The organism is Shinella kummerowiae (genome assembly GCF_009827055.1).
GTDB classification, from domain to species: domain Bacteria; phylum Pseudomonadota; class Alphaproteobacteria; order Rhizobiales; family Rhizobiaceae; genus Shinella; species Shinella kummerowiae.
Genome location: NZ_WUMK01000007.1, coordinates 41,106 through 60,204 on the forward strand (window position 1 = coordinate 41,106; position 19,099 = coordinate 60,204).

Consider the following 19,099-nt stretch of genomic DNA (forward strand, 5'->3'; position numbering starts at 1 on the left):
GAAACTTCTCTCCTCGAAGCATGGCAGGGTTCCCCGTGAACAAGAAAGTCGACGTCAAGGATTTGCTATCGGAAGAGCTGCCGAGCGACAGCCGGCATGCGCGCCAGCTCGTGCGCCGCCAGGCGATTGCCGAAACAGTCATCGCGGAAGGGTCGATCCGCATCGAGGATCTGACCGAGCGCTTCGGCATCAGCCTGATGACGGCGCACCGCGATGTCGACGACCTCGTCAGCCGCGGCCTTTTCCGCAAGACGCGCGGTATCGTTTCCGCCGCCCCCACGAGCCTCATCGAATCCTCGGACGCCTACCGGGCGACGAAGCAGGCCAAGGAGAAGAAGGCGATCGCGCGCGCCGCGATGCAGTTCGTCGAGCCGGGGCAGGCGATCTTCATGGACGACGCCACGACCGTGCATGAAATGACGCGGTTCCTGCCGGCCAAAGTGCCGCTGACGGTCATCACCAATTCGCTCGTGCTGATCAACGAGATGAAAGAGGTGAACGACCTCAACCTGATCTGTCTCGGGGGGCAGTTCTACCATTGGTGCAATGCCTTCATGGGGCATATCACCACCAACGAAATTCGCCGCCTCCGGGCGGATACCGTGTTCATGTCGCTTTCGGCGATCGTCGACGACGTGGTTTACCACCAGTCGCCGGAAACCGTCGCGACGAAGCGGGCGATGTTCGAAAGCTCCGCCCGGCGCGTGCTTCTGGCGGATCACACCAAGTTCGAGCGGCGCGCGCTGCACCACTTCGCGACGCTCGAAGAATTCGACGCGGTGATCGTCGATGAGGATATCCCGATCTCCCACCTGTCGCGCATGCGCTCGAAGGGGATCAACGTCATTGTGGCGGACGGGGAACGGACCGGCTGAGGTTTCCGCTGTCGCGGATATCCTGATGTCGGTCACCGCTCTTCCTTCGCTTGAGAATGGAGACAGCGATGCCTTGCATCATGGGTATAGACAGCGGCCTGACGGTGACCAAGGCCGTCATCTTCGATGCGGATGGCACGGTGCTGGCCATCGCCCGCCGCCGTGTTCCGCAATTGATTCCGGCGCCGCAACATGTCGAGCGCGACATGGACGGGCTGTGGACGGCAACGGCGGATGCGATCCGGGAGGCGGTGGCCGCCTGTGGTCGCCCGGCATCTGATATCGTGGCGATCGCCGCCACCGCCCATGGCGACGGCATCTATCTGCTGGACGAGGATAGGCGGCCGCTCGGCCCTGCCATCGTTTCGCTTGATACACGGGCCGGCGCGATCGCCGATGCGTGGAACGAGGGCGAGATCGGCGAACAGTCGCTGGCGCTGACCGGCCAGAAGCCGCACGCCTCTGCGCCGTCGGCCATTCTGCGCTGGATCCGCGAACACCAGCCGGAGCGTTACGCCCGCATCGCCCACTTCATCGCGGCAAAGGACTGGTTGCGGTTTTGCCTGTGCGGCACGATCGGCACGGATCGAACGGAAGCCAGCACCTCCTTTACTAATGTGCAGACGCAGGACTATGCCGACGACGCCTTTCGTCTGTTCGGACTGGAGCGGCTCGCCGGCCGACAGCCGCCGATGGCGGGCTCGACCGTGATCGTCGGCGGCGTGACGGCCGAGACGGCGCGGCAGACGGGTCTCGTCGCTGGCACGCCGGTGATGGCCGGCCTGCATGACGTCACGGCCTCCGCACTCGGCATGGGCGGGTATGGCGAGGGCGTGGTCGCCGTCATCGCCGGCACCTATTCGATCAACGAGACGGTCTCGCCGGTGCCGAAGGTCGATGGCCGCTGGTTCTGCCGCAATGGCATCGAGCCCGGCGAGTGGAACAACATGTCCATCTCGCCCGCCTCGACCGCCAATTACGACTGGTTCATCGAGCAGTTCTGCGCCGGCGATGCACGGCAGGCCGAGGCGTCGGGCGAGAGCATCCACGCGATCCTCGGCAAGGAATTCGAGGTTGCGCGCCAGCGCCCGTCGAGCGCCTTTTTCCACCCCTATCTGTTCGGCTCGCCCTTCGGCGGGGCATCGAGCGCCGGGTTCTACGGCCTCAATGCCTGGCACGACAGGGGCGATCTGGTGCGCGCCGTGCTGGAAGGCATCGCCTTCAACCATCGTGTTCATGTCGATGCGCTGCGCGACGGTTTTGCGCCGACCTCCGCGCGACTGACGGGCGGCATCTCGCGCAATCCCGCCATGGCCGGCCTTTTTGCCGATATTGTCGGCCTGCCGGTTACGGCGACGCGGACGGAGGAGGCGGCCGCCTGGGGGGCGGCGTTGTGTGCGGGAACCGGGGCCGGTCTTTTCAGCTCGCCCACCGCCGATCCACGCGATCTCGCCTCGATCGAGACGACCTATCAGCCGGATCCAGACCGGCTGCGCGCCTATGACGAGAAATATCGGGTCTTCCTCGATATCGCCGAGGCCATGAAGCCGCTCTGGCCGACGCTCCGGCGTCTCGGCGATGCCGTATAGGAACAGGAATACCCATCATGACGGATACAGCAGCCGGCACGGTCGAGACCTTCGACGTCATCATCCTCGGCGCGGGCATCAACGGGGCCGGGCTCTTCCGCGATCTCTGCCTGCAGGGCCTGAAATGCCTCATCGTCGACAAGGCCGATTTCGGCTCCGGCACCAGTGCCGCGCCCTCGCGCCTTATCCATGGCGGCATCAAATATCTGGAGACGGGTGAGCTCGGCCTCGTCGCGCAGTCGACGCTGGAGCGCAATCTCCTGCTGCGCAATGCGCCGCATTGCGTCGAGCCGCTGCCGACCTTCATTCCCTCCTTCTCGATGATGAAGGGCGCCTTTGCGGCGTTGCGCACGCTGCTCGGCTCGACGACCGCGCCGCGCAGCCGTGGTGCCGTGCTGATCAAGATCGGCCTGGCGCTCTACGATCTCTATGGCGCCCGCCATCGCGTCATGCCGAAGCACCAGTTCTTCTTCCGTCGCACGGCGCTCAAGGAAATGCCGGAGATCACGCCGCGTATCGTCGCCGGCGGTATCTATTACGATGCCAAGATCAGCCGGCCGGAGCGCCTGGTCTGGGAACTGGTGCGGGATGGCCTCGATGCCAATCCGGACGCCCGCGCGATGAACGACACGACGTTGCTGGGGCAGGAGGAGGGTGCGCTGCGCCTTCGCGATCCGCGCGGCACGGAGCAGTTGGTGCGTGCGGCCACCGTCGTGAATGGCGCCGGTCCCTGGATCGATCACGTCAATGCGACGCTTGGCGTTGCCGGAAAACTGATCGGCGGCACGAAGGGCTCGCATATCCTCCTCCGGCACCCCGAACTCGTCAAAAGCCTCAAGGGCCGGATGATCTATTTTGAGGCCGACGATGGACGCATCTGTCTGGTCTACGATTTCCTCGGCCTCGCGCTGGTCGGCTCGACGGACATCAAGGCCGACAATCCGGAGACGGTGCGCTGCGAGGAGGAAGAGATCGACTATTTCCTGGCCAGCTTGCGGTCGCTTTTGCCTAAGCTGGACTTCGGCCGCGAGCAGATCGTCTATGCCTATAGCGGCATCCGGCCTCTGCCGGCGTCCGATGCCAGCAATCCCGGCCTGATTAGCCGCGACCATTCGGCACCCGTTGTGGAGCCGACCGGCAGCCGGCCGTTTTCCGTCATCTCGCTGGTCGGCGGCAAGTGGACCACCTTCCGCGGTTTCGCCGAGGAGGTTTCCAATACGATCCTCGCCCGCATGGGCCGCCCGCGCAGGATCAGCACGCAGATGCTGCCGATCGGCGGTGGGCGTGACTTCCCGGTGGATGATGCCGCGCGGCGCGCCTGGGTTTCCGGACGGTCCGCGAAAACCGGTCTGCCCACCGCGATGGTCGATGCTTTGCTCGGCCGTTACGGCACGACCGCCGATGCGGTGCTGGCTCATATCGGCGGGGAGGCTGGCGTTGCGCCGCTCGCCCATGTGGATGGTTACACCAGGGCGGAAATCGACTGGATCGCGCGCAACGAAATGGTCGAGCATCTCGCTGATATAGTCATGCGGCGAACGACGCTTGCCATCGAAGGGCGGCTGAGCGTCGCCGGACTGGACGAGATCGCAACCGTCGCCGCGTCTGCCCTCGGCTGGCATGAACGCCGACGAGCGGAGGAGATTGCAGCCGTTACCGAACACCTGACCGCCTTCAACCGCGTGAGCCTCTGACATCCTTGCATGCGCGGAGCGCGTGACCTTGAGCCGACCGTCGCGAGACGGTCGGCTTTTTCTTTGCGTGTTGGAATAAGAAGACGCGCTCTTTCATGTCACTTATTCTGAGAGATAGTTATTGACTTGTTATACCAGTTGAGAAATATAGGCCCACACCGGGTGACCGGTGGAGGAAATTTCGGCTGGACAGGATTTTGGATCCGGCCGCTCGCATTCAGGGAGGTCTTCGATGACATCGATCGCGCTGTTCGGTGCCGGTGGCAAAATGGGCTATCGGCTCGCCAAGAATCTCAAGGGTTCTCGCTTCGATGTCCGGCATATCGAAGTGAGCGATGCCGGCAAGGCGCGCCTTTCCGATGATCTCGGGCTCTCCTGCGTATCAGCCGACGAAGGCCTTGATGGCGCTGATGTCGTCATTCTCGCGGTTCCGGATACGGCGATCGGCAAGGTCGCAGCCGGCATCGTCGATAAGCTGAAGCCGGGCACCATGGTCGTGGCACTCGATGCCGCCGCCCCCTTCGCCGGCCATCTGCCGGAGCGCGCGGACCTCACCTACTTCGTCACGCATCCCTGCCACCCGCCGATCTTCAACGACGAGACGGATCCGGTCGCCAAGCGCGACTTCTTCGGCGGCGTCGCTGCCAAGCAGCACATCGTGTCCGCGCTGATGCAGGGCCCTGAAGAGGCCTATGCGCTCGGCGAGGAGATCGCCAAGGTGATCTGGGCGCCGGTCATGCGCTCGCACCGCGTCACCGTCGAGCAGATGGCGCTGCTGGAGCCGGGCCTGTCCGAAACCGTCTGCGCGTCGCTGCTCGTCGTGATGCGCGAAGCCATGGATGAATGCGTGCGCCGCGGCGTTGCCAAGGAAGCAGCCCGCGACTTTCTGCTCGGCCATATGAACGTGCTCGGCGCGGTGATCTTCGAGGAGACGCCCGGCGTCTTCTCCGATGCCTGCAACAAGGCGATCGAATTCGGCAAGCCCGTGCTCATGAAGGACGATTGGAAGCGCGTGTTCGAGCCTGCGGAAATCGCGGCCAGCATCCAGCGTATCACCTGATTTCCGGCGGGCCAGGCCCGCCGCGGCCGGCGTCACGCGCCGGCTAAAGATCGCACCGGGGCGGCCATTTTCAATGGAGGGATGGCCGCTGGAGTTCGGTGCCTAACCGGGAGGAGAGACTATGAACATTACCCGCAGACTGATCACCGTCGGCTTTGCCGCCGTCATGGCCGCAAGCGTTGCCATGCCGTCTTTCGCGGCCGACCTCATCGCCATCATCACGCCAAGCCACGACAACCCGTTCTTCAAGGCGGAAGCTGTCGGCGCGGAAGCCAAGGCCAAGGAACTCGGCTACGAGACGCTGGTTCTGGTGCATGACGACGACGCCAACAAGCAGTCGCAGCTGATCGATACGGCCATCGGCCGCGGGGCCAAGGCGATCATCCTCGACAATGCCGGCTCGGAAGCCTCGATCGCTGCCGTGCAGAAAGCCAAGGATGCGGGCATTCCCTCCTTCCTGATCGACCGCGAAATCAACGCCACGGGCGTTGCCGTCTCGCAGATCGTCTCGAACAACTATCAGGGCGCCCAGCTCGGTGCCGAAGAGTTCGTCAAGCTGATGGGCGAGAAGGGCAACTATGTCGAGTTGCTCGGCCGTGAAGCCGATCTCAATGCCGGTATCCGCTCCAAGGGCTACCACGACGTCATGGACGAATATCCCGACATGAAGATGGTCGCCCAGCAGTCGGCCAACTGGAGCCAGACCGAAGGCTACTCCAAGATGGAGACCATCCTTCAGGCGAACCCGGATATCCAGGGCGTGATCGCCGGCAACGACACGATGGCCATGGGTGCGATCGCCGCCCTGCAGGCTGCCGGCCGCAAGGATGTCATTGTCGTCGGCTTCGACGGCTCGAACGACGTGCGCGACTCCATCAAGGCAGGCGGCATCAAGGCGACCGTCATGCAGCCGGCCTACGCCCAGGCTCAGCTCGCCGTCACCCAGGCGCATGAGTACATCACGACCGGCAAGGCGCCGGCCGAGGAAAAGCAGCTGATGGACTGCGTGCTCATCACCGCGGACAATGCCGGCAAGCTCGAAACCTTCGCGCTCTCCGAATAATCCTTTCCGCGATGGCGCGAGGCGGGGTGCGGTCCCGCCTCGCGTTTTCTGTTTGTGACGGAGAATGGGAATGCTGAGGTTAAACGCTGCCTGTACACTCGTGCTTGCGGGCGCACTCGCGCTCAGCGGCTGCAAGTTCGTCAAGACCGAGGACGAGCAGAAACAGGCGGCGGCAGGCGCCTTCAATCCCGACAAGCTGGTCGCCGATGTATGGGACGCGAAGGTCGTGCCCTATCTCGAGGAGCGCGGCGGCGCGTTCCAGGACGTCTCGGCTCTTGCGGCAAGCGACTTGAACGCGGCCGCTGAAAAATACGGCCACAAGGAAAAGCAGGGCAACGCGCCCTGGACCTTCGCCGCCAAGATCGACGGCGTGATCGTCGGCGAAGAGACCAAGTCACGTGCCGGTTACGTCGACGTGGATGTCGATGGCGACAGCAAGGCCGATGTCCGTGTGTCGATCGGTCCGGCGATCCGCGGCACGGCGCTGCGCGACAGCCTGAAATTCGTGAACTTCAACGAGTTCAAGAACCAGATCGAGTGGGCGCAATACGGCAAGTCGTTCAACACCTATGTGAACGGTGCGCTGCTGGAGAAATTGTCGCGCGACGGCCTGACCGGCAAGACCATCAAGGCCATCGGCGCCTATCCGTTGCCCGCCAAGGGCCAGCTGCCGCAATTCGTGCCGGCCACCATCACCGTGGGAGGCTGATCATGGCCGAACAGGACGACGGCGACGTCATTCTCGAATTGAAGGACATCACGAAGGCCTATTCGGGCATCGTGGCGCTGAAGAAGGCGGACCTGAAACTTCGGCGCGGTGCGGTGAACGTGCTTGTCGGCGAAAACGGCGCCGGGAAATCGACCATGATGCGCATCATCGCCGGCGTCGAGCGGCCGACGCTCGGCGAGATCTGGATGGATGGCGAGCGCATCCATCTCAACAGCCCGGCGGACGCGGTGCGCCACGGGATCGGCATCGTCTTTCAGGAGTTGAACCTGTTCGGCAATCTCTCTGTTGCCGAAAACATCTTTGCCACCCGCGAGATCACCCGCGGCCTGCGCGGTATCGACCACAAGGCGCAGGTGGAGAAGGCCAACGAATTCCTCAACCGCCTCGAAGCCGGCATTTCCGCCGATACGCTGGCGGAAGACCTGCCGATCGGCCAGCAGCAGCTTGTCGAGATCGCCCGTGCCGTGTCGCTCGATACGCGTATCCTTATTATGGATGAACCGACCTCGGCGCTGAGTGCTGCCGAAGTCGACGTGCTGTTCCGCGTCATCGCGGACCTCAAGGCGCGTGGTGTGGCCATCGTCTATATCTCGCACCGGCTGGAGGAGCTGATGCGCATCGGTGATTACATCACCGTGCTGAAGGACGGGCAGATCACCGGTCATGCTATGGTCAAGGACATCGATACGCGCTGGATCGTGCGCTCGATGATCGGCTCGGACGCCAAGGACTTTGCCAAGCAGGTCGAGCATGAGCCGGGCGCGGAAGTCTTCCGCACGGAAGACATCTGCCTGCCGCGCGCGCAGGGCGGCTATGCGGTCGATCATGTCTCGATCGGCGTGCGCAAGGGCGAAATTCTCGGCATCTACGGTCTGATGGGTGCCGGGCGCTCCGAGCTCTTCGAATGCATCATGGGCCGGCACGAGCACTATACCGGCAAGATTTTCGTCGAGGGTGAGGAGTTGAAGGGCCGCGATACGACCCGGCGCATCCGCGAAGGGCTGTCGCTGATCCCCGAGGATCGCCAGCGCGAAGGGCTCGTGCAGTCCATGTCGATTGCCGACAACCTGTCCATGGCAAGCCTCGGCCAGTTCCTGAAGGCCGGCTTTCATATCGACCTGAAGCGCGAGAAGGAGGCGATTGCCAACGCGATCCGCAATCTCTCGATCAAGGCGAAGAACCCCGATCTCGACGTCACCTCCATGTCGGGCGGCAACCAGCAGAAGGTCGTCATCGGCAAGGCACTGATGACCGGTCCGAAGGTGCTTTTGATGGACGAGCCGAGCCGCGGCATCGATGTCGGCGCCAAGGCCGACGTTTTCCGCACCATGCGGCGGCTGGCGGGCGAGGGCCTTGCCATTCTCTTCTCCACCTCCGATCTCGAGGAGGTCATGGCGCTGTCCGACCGCATCGCGGTCATGAGCAATGGCCGGCTGGTGATGGTGGTCGATCGCAGGGACGCCACCGAGGACATGGTGATTTCGGCCTCCGCAGAGGGACATAAAACCAAAAGGATGCATGCGTGATGACGACAGCAACGCACACTGCCGCCACCGGCAACCACCTCTCCACCGGCGCCGCCCTGCTCACGCTGATGAAGCTTCGAACCTTTATCGCGCTCTTTGCGGTGATCATCTTCTTCTCGATCTTCGCGCCGAACTTTCTATCGACCGCCAACATGATCCTGATGTCGAAACATGCGACGCAGAACGCGTTTCTGGCGATCGGCATGACCTTCGTCATCATCACCGGCGGCATCGACCTGTCCGTCGGTTCGATCGTCGGCCTCTGCGGCATGATCGCCGGCGGGCTCATCATGTATGGCGTGGCGCTGCCGCTGGGCTACACGGTCTATTTCAACATCGTCGAGGTGGCTGTTATCGTCATGGTCGTCGGCATCCTGATCGGCGCGGTCAACGGCTTGCTGATTACCCGGCTAAACGTCGCACCCTTCATCGCGACGCTCGGCACGCTCTATGTGGCGCGCGGCATGGCGCTGCTCTATTCGGACGGCCAGACGCTGCCCAACCTCACGGGGCGCGAAGACCTCGGCAACCAGGGTTTTTCCTATCTCGGCTCCGGCTCGATCCTGGGGCTGCCGGTTTCGGTCTGGATCCTCATTGTCGTGGCGCTGGGGGCGGCCTATTTCGCCCGCTTCGTGCCGCTCGGCCGGCATATCTTCGCCGTCGGCGGCAATGAGCGCGCCTCGCGCATGTCCGGCATCCGCGTCAACCGCGTAAAGATGTTCGTCTACATGTTCTCCGGCTTCTGCGCGGCGATCGTCGGCCTGGTCATTTCTTCCGAGCTGATGGCCTCCCATCCGGCGACCGGCACCAATCTCGAACTCAACGCCATTGCGGCGGCCGTTCTGGGTGGTACATCCATGTCGGGCGGGCGTGGCACGATCGGCGGAACGATCATCGGCGCCTTCGTGATCGGCATTCTCTCGGACGGGTTGGTGATGATGGGCGTGAGTTCGTTCTGGCAGATGGTGATCAAGGGCCTCGTCATCATCGTCGCAGTGGTGGTCGATCAGGCGCAGCGCCGCTTGCAGCAACGCGTCACGCTGATGCAGATGGCAAAGGCGGGTTGAGCATGGCGAAGATGAAGGGAGCTCTGATCGGCTGCGGCTTCTTCGCCGTCAACCAGATGCATGGCTGGCAGGATCTGGCCGACGTCGAGATCGTGGCGATCTGCGATCGCGATCTGGAACGGTTGACGATCGTCGGCGATCAGTTCGGCGTGGCGCGACGCTACCAGTCGGCGAACGCGATGTTCGCCGATGGTGGCTTCGATTTCGTCGATATTGCAACGACCGTCGGCAGCCACCGCGCGCTGGTCGAGCTTGCCGCCAGCCACAAGGTGCCGGCGATCTGCCAGAAACCGTTTGCGCCGACGCTCGAAGATGCCAAGGCGATGGTCGCTGCCGCGGACAAGGCCGGCATTCCGCTGATGATCCACGAAAACTTCCGCTGGCAGACGCCGATCCTGGCGGTGAAGGCGGTGCTGGACAGCGGTGTGATCGGTGAAGCCTTCTGGGGTCGCGTCTCCTTCCGCTCCGGCTTCGACGTCTTCTCCGGCCAGCCCTATCTCGCCAAAGGCAAGCGCTTCATCATCGAAGACCTCGGCATCCATTCGCTCGACATCGCCCGCTTCCTGTTCGGCGATGCGAACCGCATGACAGCCCGCGCGCGCCGCATCAATCCTGACATTGCCGGCGAGGACGTCGCGACGATGCTGCTCGATCACGACAACGGCGTCACCTCGATCGTCGATGTCAGCTATGCGACGAGGCTGCCGGAAGAACCGTTCCCGGAGACCTTCGTCGAGATCGACGGCAGCAAGGGTACGCTGCGCCTCGGCAAGGACTACAGGCTGATCGTCCATGGGCCTGATGGCACGACGGAAACCGTCGTTGCGCCGAACCTGCTGCCCTGGGCCTCGCAGCCGTGGCACAACATCCAGGAAAGCGTCGCCCTCATCCAGAAACACTGGGTCGAGCGGCTGGCGGCCGGTCGGGAGCCGGACACCTCGGGTCGCGACAATCTGAAAACCTTTGCGCTCGTCGAAGCCGCCTATCTGAGCGCCGAACGTGCGGAAACCGTTTCGCTGCAAGACTTGCTGACATGAGCGAGGACCTGCAGCGGCTCTACGGCACAAGCGAATGTGAGCCGGAAAGCCGGACACTCGCTGCGGGTGATCTCCGTGTTGAGCTTCAGGACGGCAACCTCCGCACCCTGCGGTTCCGCGGGCACGAGGTCCTCCGGGCCATCGCCTTTCTCGTGCGCGACAAGGATTGGGGTACTTGTTGCGCCGCCATCACGGATCTATCCGTGCGGGAGACGGATGAGGGTTTCTCCGTAACCTATGATGCTCGCTTTACCGCGCCCTCGGGCGCCAATCTCGATTGTGCCATCGCGATTTCGGGTACGGCAAAGACCATCACGTTCTCCACCTATTGTGTCAGCGATGCCGATTTCGAAACGGCCCGCGCCGGCTTCGTCGTGCTGCACCCGATCGTCGGCGTTGCGGGAGCGCCTGTCGAGGTCCGGCATGGTGACGGTGACATCGAACGGTCGCACTGGCCAAACCAGATCGAGCCCTGGCAGCCGTTCAAGGACATCGCCGCGATTACCCATCAGGTCGCGCCTGGTATCGCGGCGACGACGGCGTTTGATGGCGACATTTTCGAGATGGAGGACCAGCGCAACTGGACCGACGGTTCCTACAAGACCTATGTGCGCCCATTGGCGCTGGCGTGGCCCTATCTCGTGGCGAAAAACGAGCCGTTCAGCCAGAAGGTCGTCGTTGACATTCAGGCGAAAGAGGGTGCTGCATCCGCTGCCGGCGCATCTGACGTCATCACCCTGCACCTGGCGCCAACGGATCTCCGCTTTCCCGAAATCGGTGTCGGTCTGCGGCCGGAATGCCTTGCGCAGGAGTTGGCAGCACTCGAAACCCTGAAAACCATCGGCGCACGGCACCTGATTTGCCATTTCGATCCGGGGGCGGGCCATGGTCTTGCAGCCCTGAAGGGCTACGCGCAGATCGCGGAAAAATCCGGCCTCAAGGTGACGCTGGAACTTGCCGTGCCCTGCAGACGGCCGCTGGACGAGGAAATGGCCGGGTTCGCCGCCCTTGTCCGCGAGGCCGGCCTAACGCTCGACACGCTGTTCGTCTGCCCCTCGGTCGATCGCCAATCGACGCCGCCGGGAAGTTCGTGGCCGGAATGCCCGCCGCTGGAGGAGGTCTATGCTGCCGCGCGCGCGGCCTTTGCCGGCGTGCGGCTTGGCGGCGGCATGATGAGCTATTTCACCGAACTCAACCGCAAGCGCGTGCCGGCGGATCCTATCGACTATGTCAGCCATTGCACCAACCCGATCGTGCATGCGGCCGATGATCTTTCCGTCATGCAGACGTTTGAAGCGCTGCGTCATGTCGTCAGCTCTGCCCGCGCGATCTATGGCGACAAGGCCTACCGCATCGGCCCGTCGACGATCGCCATGCGGCAGAATCCCTATGGCAGCACGACGAAGGATAACCCGGCGGGCCGGCGCATTCCCATGGCCAATGTCGATCCGCGGCACAACGGTCAGTTCGGCGCGGCCTGGACGTTGGCCTATGCCGCAACGGTCGCCACTACCGGGCTGGAGGTGCTGACGCTTTCGACGCTGGCCGGTCCATTCGGCTTGATCGCAGGGGAGGGCGAGGCGACGGTACCGGGCGCTTTGCGGCCGCTCGCGCATGTTCTGGCGCGCCTTGGCGCCTTGGCGGGTGAAGTGGTGCATGCCGTCGCGACGGCGCGCCCGGATGCGGTGCTTGGGCTTGCCGCACAGGAACGGCTGCTGCTGGCGAACATGACCCCCGCGCCGCAGACGGTGGCCTTGCCTGCGCAGCCACGCAGGGTTTCGTTGATCGGTGGGGACACAGCCGATGTGCCGGCGGGCGAACAGATCGTGGTGCCGCCCTATGGCTGTATCGAGGTCGTGTTCTGAACCTTACGTGCGCTCCTTGATGGCGTAGAGCGCGCGGGAGCGTTCGAGATGTTTGATCATCGCCTTTTCCGCGAGGTCCGCATTGCCGTTCTCGATCGTGCGGATGATTTCCTCGTGTTCGGCGAGCGTAAAGTTTTCGCGGCCCGTCCAGATGAGCATTTCCGTATGGTAGGATTTCAGCCAGCCCAGCATCGCACCGCTGACCGCCGCGAAGATCGGATTGCCGGAGATCTGCGCGATATACTGGTGGAACTCCATGTCGGCCTCGATGAAGGCGTCCGCATCGCTAAGGCTCTGCCTCTGCTTGTCGAGCAGGGCGTTGAGTTGCGTAATGTGCTCCGGCGTCGCCCTGGCGGCCGCTTCCCGGATCATGCCGCGTTCGAAGAAGATACGGGCGCTCTTCAGGTGTTCCAGCGAATCGGAGGAGCCAGAGAGCATCATCTTGGCCGGCAGATCGACCTGCCGGAAAATGGATTCGGCAGTGATGCGCAGCACCTTGGCGCGTTCGCCCTGCGAAATCTCGACAAGGCCCTTGCCGGCGAGCGCCTGCATCGCCTCGCGGATCGCCGGGCGGCCGACGCCGTAACGCTCCATGAGTTCGCGTTCGGACGGCATGTCGTCGCCCGCCTTCAACTCGCCGGTTTCGATCATGTGCTTCAGGCGCGCGAAGACTTCGTCGGAGAGTTTTTTGCGGACGATGGGTTCGGAGACGACGTTCATGGATCACCTGGTTTCGACAGGTTGGAATATGCACCAAGTCGGTTCGCCGCAACAGCTTTCGCAGCAATCGGCTTGCAATAACATAAATACTCATTATACCAGTTGACGACAGCAAACAAGCGCGTGCCTACGCCCGGGAGGAAAAACCGTGATCCGTCTGACCTATCGGATAGAGACGCCCGGCTCGGTGGAAGCGATGGCGACGAAGATCGCCAGCGACCAGTCGACCGGCACCTTCGTGGCCTTGCCGGGGGAGACGGAAGAGTTGAAGGCGCGGGTGGCGGCGCGTGTGGTTGCGATCCGCCATCTGCCATCGACCGATCGTGCCTCATTTCCGGACGAGGCGGGTGGTGCGACGCACTTCAATCGGGCGGATGTCGATATCGAATTCCCGATCGATGCCGTTGGCACCGATCTTTCCGCGCTGATGACCATCGCGATCGGCGGCGTCTTCTCCATCAAGGGCATGACGGGCATCCGCATCGTCGACATGAAGCTGCCGCAGGACTTTGCCGCCGCCCATCCGGGCCCGCAGTTCGGCGTGCCGGGCAGTTTCGCGCTGACGGGTGTGAAGGACCGCCCGATCATCGGCACCATCGTCAAGCCGGCGCTGGGTCTGCGGCCGCACGAGACGGCGGAGATGGTCGGCGAACTGATCGCGGCGGGCGTCGATTTCATCAAGGATGACGAAAAGCTGATGAGCCCGGCCTATTCGCCGCTCAAGGAGCGGGTGGCGGCGATCATGCCGAAAATCCTCGACCATGAGCAGAAGACCGGCAAGAAGGTGATGTACGCCTTCGGCATCAGCCATGCCGACCCGGACGAGATGATGCGCAACCACGACCTGGTGGCCGCGGCGGGCGGCAATTGCGCGGTCGTCAACATCAACTCGATTGGCTTTGGCGGCATCTCCTTCCTGCGCAAGCGCTCCAGCCTCGTGCTGCATGCCCATCGCAATGGCTGGGATATCTTGACGCGTCATGCTGGCCTTGGTTTCGAGTTCTCGGTCTGGCAGCAGTTCTGGCGCCTGCTTGGCATCGACCAGTTCCAGATCAATGGCATCCGCGTGAAATACTGGGAGCCGGACGAGAGCTTCGTGCGCTCCTACAAGGCAGTTACCACGCCGCTGTTCTTTGAAGGGGATGTCGCGCTGCCGGTGATCGGTTCCGGCCAGTGGGGCGGGCAGGCGCCTGATACGATTGCGGCAACGGGCGGCTCGACGGACCTGCTCTATCTCTGCGGCGGCGGCATCGTCAGCCATCCCGGTGGGCCGGGTGCCGGCGTGAAAGCGGTCAAACAGGCCTGGGAGGCGTCGGTTGCAGGCATTCCGCTCGAGACCTATGCGAAGGACCATGCCGAACTTGCGCAATCCATCGACAAATTTGCCGATGGCAAGGCGGCCTGAGCCATGACGCGCCCCCTGATCAGCTACTATGGCGACGATTTCACCGGCTCGACCGATGTGATGGAGGCGCTCGCCTCGAACGGGGTGGAAACCGTCCTGTTCCTGAAAGTGCCCGATGACGCACTGTTGTCGCGGTTTTCAGGCGCACGCGCGTTCGGTCTTGCCGGCACCAGCCGCAGCGAGACGCCGCAATGGATGGATGTGCATCTTCGCGCGGCTTTCGACTGGTTGAAAGCGTTGGATGCCGAGCTTTGCCACTACAAGGTCTGCTCCACCTTCGATTCCGCGCCGCATATCGGCAACATTGGCCGGGCCATCGAGATCGGGCGGGCGGTCCTCGGCGAGGCGACGGTGCCGTTGATCGTCGGTGCACCGCAGATCCGTCGCTACACGGCATTCGGCGACCTTTTTGCCGCCTACCAGGGCCGCAACTATCGGATCGACCGCCATCCCGTGATGTCGCGCCATCCGGTCACGCCGATGGATGAGGCCAATCTGCTGATGCATCTCGCGCGGCAGACGACGCTGTCGTCCGCGCTTGTCGACATGGTTGCCCTGTCCGGTCGGCCGGAACCGGAGGCGGCCGATATCCTGCTGATCGACGTGCTCGACGCGGCGACACAGGCCGCCGCCGGCGCATTGCTCTGGAACGGTCTGCGGGGAAAAAGCCGCTTCGTCTGTGGCTCTTCCGGCGTGGAATATGCCCTGATCCCGGCATGGCGTGCCGAGGGCCTGATCGGGGAAAAACCGGCCTTTGCCGAGGCGGGTGCGGTGGATCGCATCGCCGTCGTCTCGGGCAGCGTTTCACCCACGACGGAACGGCAGATCCGCCATGCGCTCGACGATGGCTTTGGCGGCGTAACGCTCGATCCGCTACTGCTGTCCGGCGACAGCGGAGCGGCAGCGATTGCCGCGGCGGTCGAGGATGGTCTCAAGGTGCTGGAAAGCGGGCGCAGCGTCCTGCTGTATACGGCACTCGGTCCCTCGGCGGATCGCGGTGGTGAACTCGACGGCTCCGCCCGCCACCGCCTTGGCCGGGCGCTTGGTGGCATCCAGCGCGAACTCGTCGCACGCGCCGGCCTTTCCCGCGCTGTGGTGGCAGGCGGGGACACGTCCAGCCATGCGCTCGGCGAGATGGGCATTGCGGCGCTGACGCTGAAAATGCCGCTGCCGCAGACACCGGGCTCGCCGCTCTGCATCGCGCATGGCGGTGCGCTGGACGGTTTGCAGATCGCGCTGAAAGGCGGCCAGGTCGGCGGCGACGACTATTTTTCGATGATCCGGGCCGGGCGCGCCTGACCCGGTCGCGCCGGCTGAACCTAGCTCGGAAACTGCCGGTAGCATTCTTCGGCGATCTGCTGGAGAAGCGTGCGGGGAATGTCGCCTGTTACCGCATAGCCGAGGTCGCCGTCGATCCAATAGAAGGTCTCGACGCCGCCGGTGGAGGCGAAGCGGAAGCTCGTCGTCCGGTTCTCCCCGTTGCGGCCGACAAGGACCGTGACCCGACGCCCGGCCTCGTTTTCGAACATGAACATCGCGCCGGGCTTGTCCGCCACCGGCAGAAGGCGGCCACCGACCAGCTTGAAGCCGACCGATTGCAGGTTCGGCACCTTGAGGTCGGCGATGTCGAGGCGCTTTCCGAGCCACTTTGCGAGATGCGCCTCCTGGTCGGCAAAAACCTCGACCGGATGGCGGACCTCGCTGGCATAGATCAGATAGGCATTGCTTGCCTCCTGCGGCAGCGCGTCCATGGCCGTCAGGGTCGGTGCCTTCTCAAAGGCCATCGGGATGAAATGGCCGGCAAGACCGCCAAGCGCGAAAATGAACGCCGCCGCGGCCGCCATGGTTAGCCGGCGTGGCATGGCCGATTTCGCAGTGGTCGACGGGCCAGCGACGAGTTGCGCATCCGAGGCGCGCGAAACGGAGTAGGGGGCGAAGGCGTTCCGAAGGCCTTCATTCTGGGCCTGCAAGTCGCTCATCATGCGGGCCGCTTCGGGATTTTCGGCGAGATGGTCTTCCACACGCTTGCGGTCGGCCTCGTCGAGGAAGCCGTCGGCATAGGCGTGCAGGTCCGCTTCGGAAACGGGTCGGCGCTCGCTCATCGGGGGCTCCGCAGGTGAATGACGTTTTCCTCCTGCAGCGTCTGCCGCAGCATCTGGCGGGCGCGCGACAGGCGCGACATGACGGTGCCGATGGGGATTTCCATGATGTCGGCGACCTCCTGGTAGGAATGGCCCTCCACGGCGACAAGCATCAGCACGGCGCGCGCTTCCTTCGGCAGGATTTCGAGCGCCTGGACGAGCCGGTTGCGTTCCAGCGGATCCGATACGGCGATGGGCGCCGCGGTGGTTTCCGCTGCCTCGATGCCGAGGGAGGGGCGCCGCGCGAGGGCGCGGCGGGTGTTGAGATGCAGGTTGGTCATGATCCGGTAGGCCCAGGAACGGATATTCGCGCCGCGCCATTGCGCCCTGTGGGTGAGCGCCTTTTCGACGCAGTCCTGCAACAGGTCCTCGCTATCGGCATCCGAACGCGTCAGACTGCGCGAATAGCGCCGGAGCTGCGGCAGGAGCGCCAGGATTTCGGCATCGAAGGACGGGGGCGGGGAGGCGTGGCCTTCCCGTCCGCCGCCCTCGCCGGTCCCGTGCGGGTCAGGGCTTCGCGACATCCCAGACGCCGTTCACGCCATCGCCGGTCGTATCGCCTTCCTTCATGTCCTTGATCCAGTAGTAAAGCGGCATGCCGTCCTTGGCCCATTGTTTCGCCCCGTCCTTGCGGGTGACGAGCGAATATGCACCCTCCGCCATCGCATCGGAAGCGGCGATTGCCGGCGGCCAGTTCGTGGCGCATTTGTCGTAGCAGTTGGAGGTGCCGGCCTCGTCCTTCTTGAAGGTATAGAGGGTCATGCCCTTTTCGCCGGCAAGCACCTCGCCCTTGTCGGTCTTGACGGTCGTGAAGGGTTCGGCGGCGAAGGCGGTGCCTGCCAAGGCGGCAACGGCGAATGGCACAAGGATGAGAAACTTCATGGTCGTCTCCTGTCGTTACGACGGCTTTTCCAGCCGCCCATGCCAAGACACCGAAGCCGGTGGATTTATTCCGCCCTTGCTTCAAAAAAAACGGCAACGGCCGTGCGACAAGCAGGAGGTGATCATTTCGGTGACCGACCTCGGCAAGAGCATTCCGCCGGCGGAAATCGATCGCGTCTTTGAAAAGTTCTACCGGCGGGGCAAGCCGGAAGGGCGTTCGTCGGGCCCCGGTCTTGGCCTGTCCACCGCCCGCGGTTTCATCGACGCGATGGGCGGGAGATTTCACGCCGAAAGCCCGGCAGTGAAGAAGTGCGGAACGCGTATCGTTGTGCGCATGCCCGCTTTGGAAAACGCAAGGGCTGGCAAGACAGCACCGTGAGGGAGCAGCATCGCGGTATCCACGATGCATGGATGACGTCGTCGGCTCCAATGCGTCTGCCTTCCGGCGGGCGTTTCGGTTTTCAGGTGCTCCGGTGCCGCGTCATCAGCTTGGCCTGCAGCACGACCACGACGAGCAGGAAGGCGCCGCGGATGACGGACTGCCAGTAGGCGGAGAGGGAGATCCAGCCGAGGCCGTTTTCGAAGTTCAGGATGTTGAAGACCATGGCGAGCAGCAGCGCGCCGGCAAGCGTGGCGCCGACCGAGCCCGAGCCACCGGTCAAAAGCGTGCCGCCCACCACCACCGAGGCGATGGCGAAGAGTTCCCAGCCGACGCCCTCGGTCGGCTGGCCGGCGCCGAACTGCGAGGCAAGCATGACGCCGGCAAGGCCGGCAAGCGTGCCGGAGGCGATATAGACGGCGGCGAGCGTACGCTCGACCTTGAGCCCCATCAGGCCCGCCGTCGCCTCGCCGTCGCCGATCGCGAGGATATGGCGGCCGATGGGCAGTTTTTCCAGCACCAGCCAACCGAGGATATAGGCGGCGAGCGCGATCCAGGCCGGGATGGGGAAGCCGAGGAAATCGTCCTGACCGATGATGGTGAAGCCGGTGTCGTAGGAGACGGAAACCGACTGGTTGTCGGCGAGCAGCAGGCCCGTGCCATAGGCGGCGAGCATGGTCGCGAGCGTGGCGATGAAGGGCTGGATGCGCATCTTCGTGATGATGAAGGCGTTGAGCGCGCCGACGGCCAGGCCAGCCGCCATGCCGGCAAGCAGCCCCGCCGCCCAATGCGAGGGCGAAAACAGCGCCGCAACCACGCTTGCCATCGCCGCCGTGCCGCCCACCGAAAGGTCGATGCCGCCGGTGATGATGACGAAGGCCATGCCGAGCGCGATCAGTGCGAACATCGAGTTGTAGCGCAGGAAACTGAGGATGTTGTAGGACGACACGAAGTTGTCGTAGCGCAACGCCCCGAAGAGGATGAGGCCGAGAAGGGCGAGGATCACCCCGAGGCGGGCGAGATCGACGGACGACTTGATGGCGAAGGGGCGGAGGAGCGTGTGCAT

At 63.8% G+C, this 19,099-nt stretch carries 18 protein-coding genes; 13 read left to right on the forward strand and 5 right to left on the reverse strand.

The window, feature by feature from the left end:
• Positions 1-20: 20 nt before the first annotated feature.
• The 10 genes from GR138_RS18580 (at position 21) to apnL (ending at position 12,506) form a co-directional block, all read left to right on the forward strand.
• Positions 21-875: a DeoR/GlpR family DNA-binding transcription regulator gene (locus GR138_RS18580; protein WP_202402721.1), complete on the forward strand. Its 855-nt coding sequence runs from the start codon at positions 21-23 to the stop codon at positions 873-875.
• A 68-nt stretch (positions 876-943) separates the two neighbouring features.
• Complete coding sequence (locus GR138_RS18585; protein ID WP_160860760.1) at positions 944-2,464, forward strand: FGGY-family carbohydrate kinase; 1,521 nt, start codon at positions 944-946, stop codon at positions 2,462-2,464.
• 17 nt (positions 2,465-2,481) lie between these two features.
• Positions 2,482-4,158 carry a glycerol-3-phosphate dehydrogenase/oxidase gene (locus GR138_RS18590; protein WP_160860761.1) on the forward strand — a complete coding sequence of 559 codons (1,677 nt, stop codon included), beginning with the start codon at positions 2,482-2,484 and terminating at the stop codon, positions 4,156-4,158.
• Between the two features lie 232 nt (positions 4,159-4,390).
• On the forward strand, positions 4,391-5,218 hold the full coding sequence (locus tag GR138_RS18595) for a phosphogluconate dehydrogenase C-terminal domain-containing protein (RefSeq protein ID WP_160860762.1): 828 nt from the start codon (positions 4,391-4,393) through the stop codon (positions 5,216-5,218).
• A gap of 121 nt (positions 5,219-5,339) precedes the next feature.
• On the forward strand, positions 5,340-6,281 hold the full coding sequence (locus GR138_RS18600; RefSeq protein ID WP_160860763.1) for a D-ribose ABC transporter substrate-binding protein: 942 nt from the start codon (positions 5,340-5,342) through the stop codon (positions 6,279-6,281).
• 70 nt (positions 6,282-6,351) lie between these two features.
• Complete coding sequence (locus GR138_RS18605) at positions 6,352-6,990, forward strand: DUF2291 family protein (RefSeq protein ID WP_160860764.1); 639 nt, start codon at positions 6,352-6,354, stop codon at positions 6,988-6,990.
• 2 nt (positions 6,991-6,992) lie between these two features.
• Positions 6,993-8,537, forward strand: a complete 1,545-nt coding sequence (locus tag GR138_RS18610) for a sugar ABC transporter ATP-binding protein (protein ID WP_160860765.1) — start codon at positions 6,993-6,995, stop codon at positions 8,535-8,537.
• Positions 8,537-9,604 carry an ABC transporter permease gene (locus GR138_RS18615; RefSeq protein ID WP_160861075.1) on the forward strand — a complete coding sequence of 356 codons (1,068 nt, stop codon included), beginning with the start codon at positions 8,537-8,539 and terminating at the stop codon, positions 9,602-9,604. The genes GR138_RS18610 and GR138_RS18615 overlap by 1 nt, the downstream gene beginning before the upstream one ends.
• Positions 9,605-9,606: 2 nt before the next feature.
• Positions 9,607-10,641 (forward strand): Gfo/Idh/MocA family protein, encoded by a 1,035-nt coding sequence (locus GR138_RS18620; protein WP_160860766.1) that lies wholly within the window; start codon positions 9,607-9,609, stop codon positions 10,639-10,641.
• Entirely contained in the window at positions 10,638-12,506 is a 1,869-nt protein-coding gene (gene apnL, locus GR138_RS18625; protein ID WP_160860767.1) for a D-apionate lactonase, read from the forward strand. Before GR138_RS18620 ends, apnL begins: the two co-directional genes overlap by 4 nt.
• A gap of 3 nt (positions 12,507-12,509) precedes the next feature.
• On the opposite strand, the gene GR138_RS18630 is transcribed toward apnL, so the two are convergent.
• A complete protein-coding gene (locus GR138_RS18630; protein WP_160860768.1) occupies positions 12,510-13,226 on the reverse strand; it encodes a transcriptional regulator NanR in 717 nt (238 codons plus the stop codon).
• A gap of 148 nt (positions 13,227-13,374) precedes the next feature.
• On the opposite strand from GR138_RS18630, the gene oiaX reads away from it, so the two are divergent.
• Together oiaX and GR138_RS18640 are read left to right on the forward strand one after the other, a co-directional pair.
• On the forward strand, positions 13,375-14,631 hold the full coding sequence (gene oiaX / locus GR138_RS18635) for a 3-oxo-isoapionate-4-phosphate decarboxylase OiaX (RefSeq protein ID WP_160860769.1): 1,257 nt from the start codon (positions 13,375-13,377) through the stop codon (positions 14,629-14,631).
• Positions 14,632-14,634: 3 nt separating this feature from the next.
• Positions 14,635-15,930, forward strand: coding sequence for a four-carbon acid sugar kinase family protein (locus tag GR138_RS18640; RefSeq protein WP_160860770.1), 1,296 nt, complete (start codon positions 14,635-14,637; stop codon positions 15,928-15,930).
• Positions 15,931-15,950: 20 nt separating this feature from the next.
• Here the strand turns inward: GR138_RS18640 and GR138_RS18645 are convergent, their stop codons facing one another.
• Genes GR138_RS18645 through GR138_RS18655 form a run of 3 tightly spaced genes read right to left on the reverse strand, consistent with a single transcriptional unit; the run spans position 15,951 to position 17,654 of the window.
• On the reverse strand, positions 15,951-16,733 hold the full coding sequence (locus GR138_RS18645) for an anti-sigma factor family protein (protein ID WP_160860771.1): 783 nt from the start codon (positions 16,731-16,733) through the stop codon (positions 15,951-15,953).
• Positions 16,730-17,296 (reverse strand): RNA polymerase sigma factor, encoded by a 567-nt coding sequence (locus tag GR138_RS18650; protein WP_160860772.1) that lies wholly within the window; start codon positions 17,294-17,296, stop codon positions 16,730-16,732. Before GR138_RS18650 ends, GR138_RS18645 begins: the two co-directional genes overlap by 4 nt.
• Positions 17,280-17,654 (reverse strand): COG4315 family predicted lipoprotein, encoded by a 375-nt coding sequence (locus GR138_RS18655; protein ID WP_160860773.1) that lies wholly within the window; start codon positions 17,652-17,654, stop codon positions 17,280-17,282. The genes GR138_RS18650 and GR138_RS18655 overlap by 17 nt, the downstream gene beginning before the upstream one ends.
• Here GR138_RS18655 and GR138_RS18660 point away from each other — a divergent pair.
• Positions 17,653-18,033 (forward strand): sensor histidine kinase, encoded by a 381-nt coding sequence (locus tag GR138_RS18660; RefSeq protein WP_338091117.1) that lies wholly within the window; start codon positions 17,653-17,655, stop codon positions 18,031-18,033. The two genes, GR138_RS18655 and GR138_RS18660, sit on opposite strands and share 2 nt — an antisense overlap.
• 82 nt (positions 18,034-18,115) lie before the next feature.
• Here GR138_RS18660 and GR138_RS18665 read toward each other — a convergent pair whose 3' ends face one another.
• Positions 18,116-19,099, reverse strand: coding sequence for an ABC transporter permease (locus tag GR138_RS18665; protein ID WP_160860775.1), 984 nt, complete (start codon positions 19,097-19,099; stop codon positions 18,116-18,118).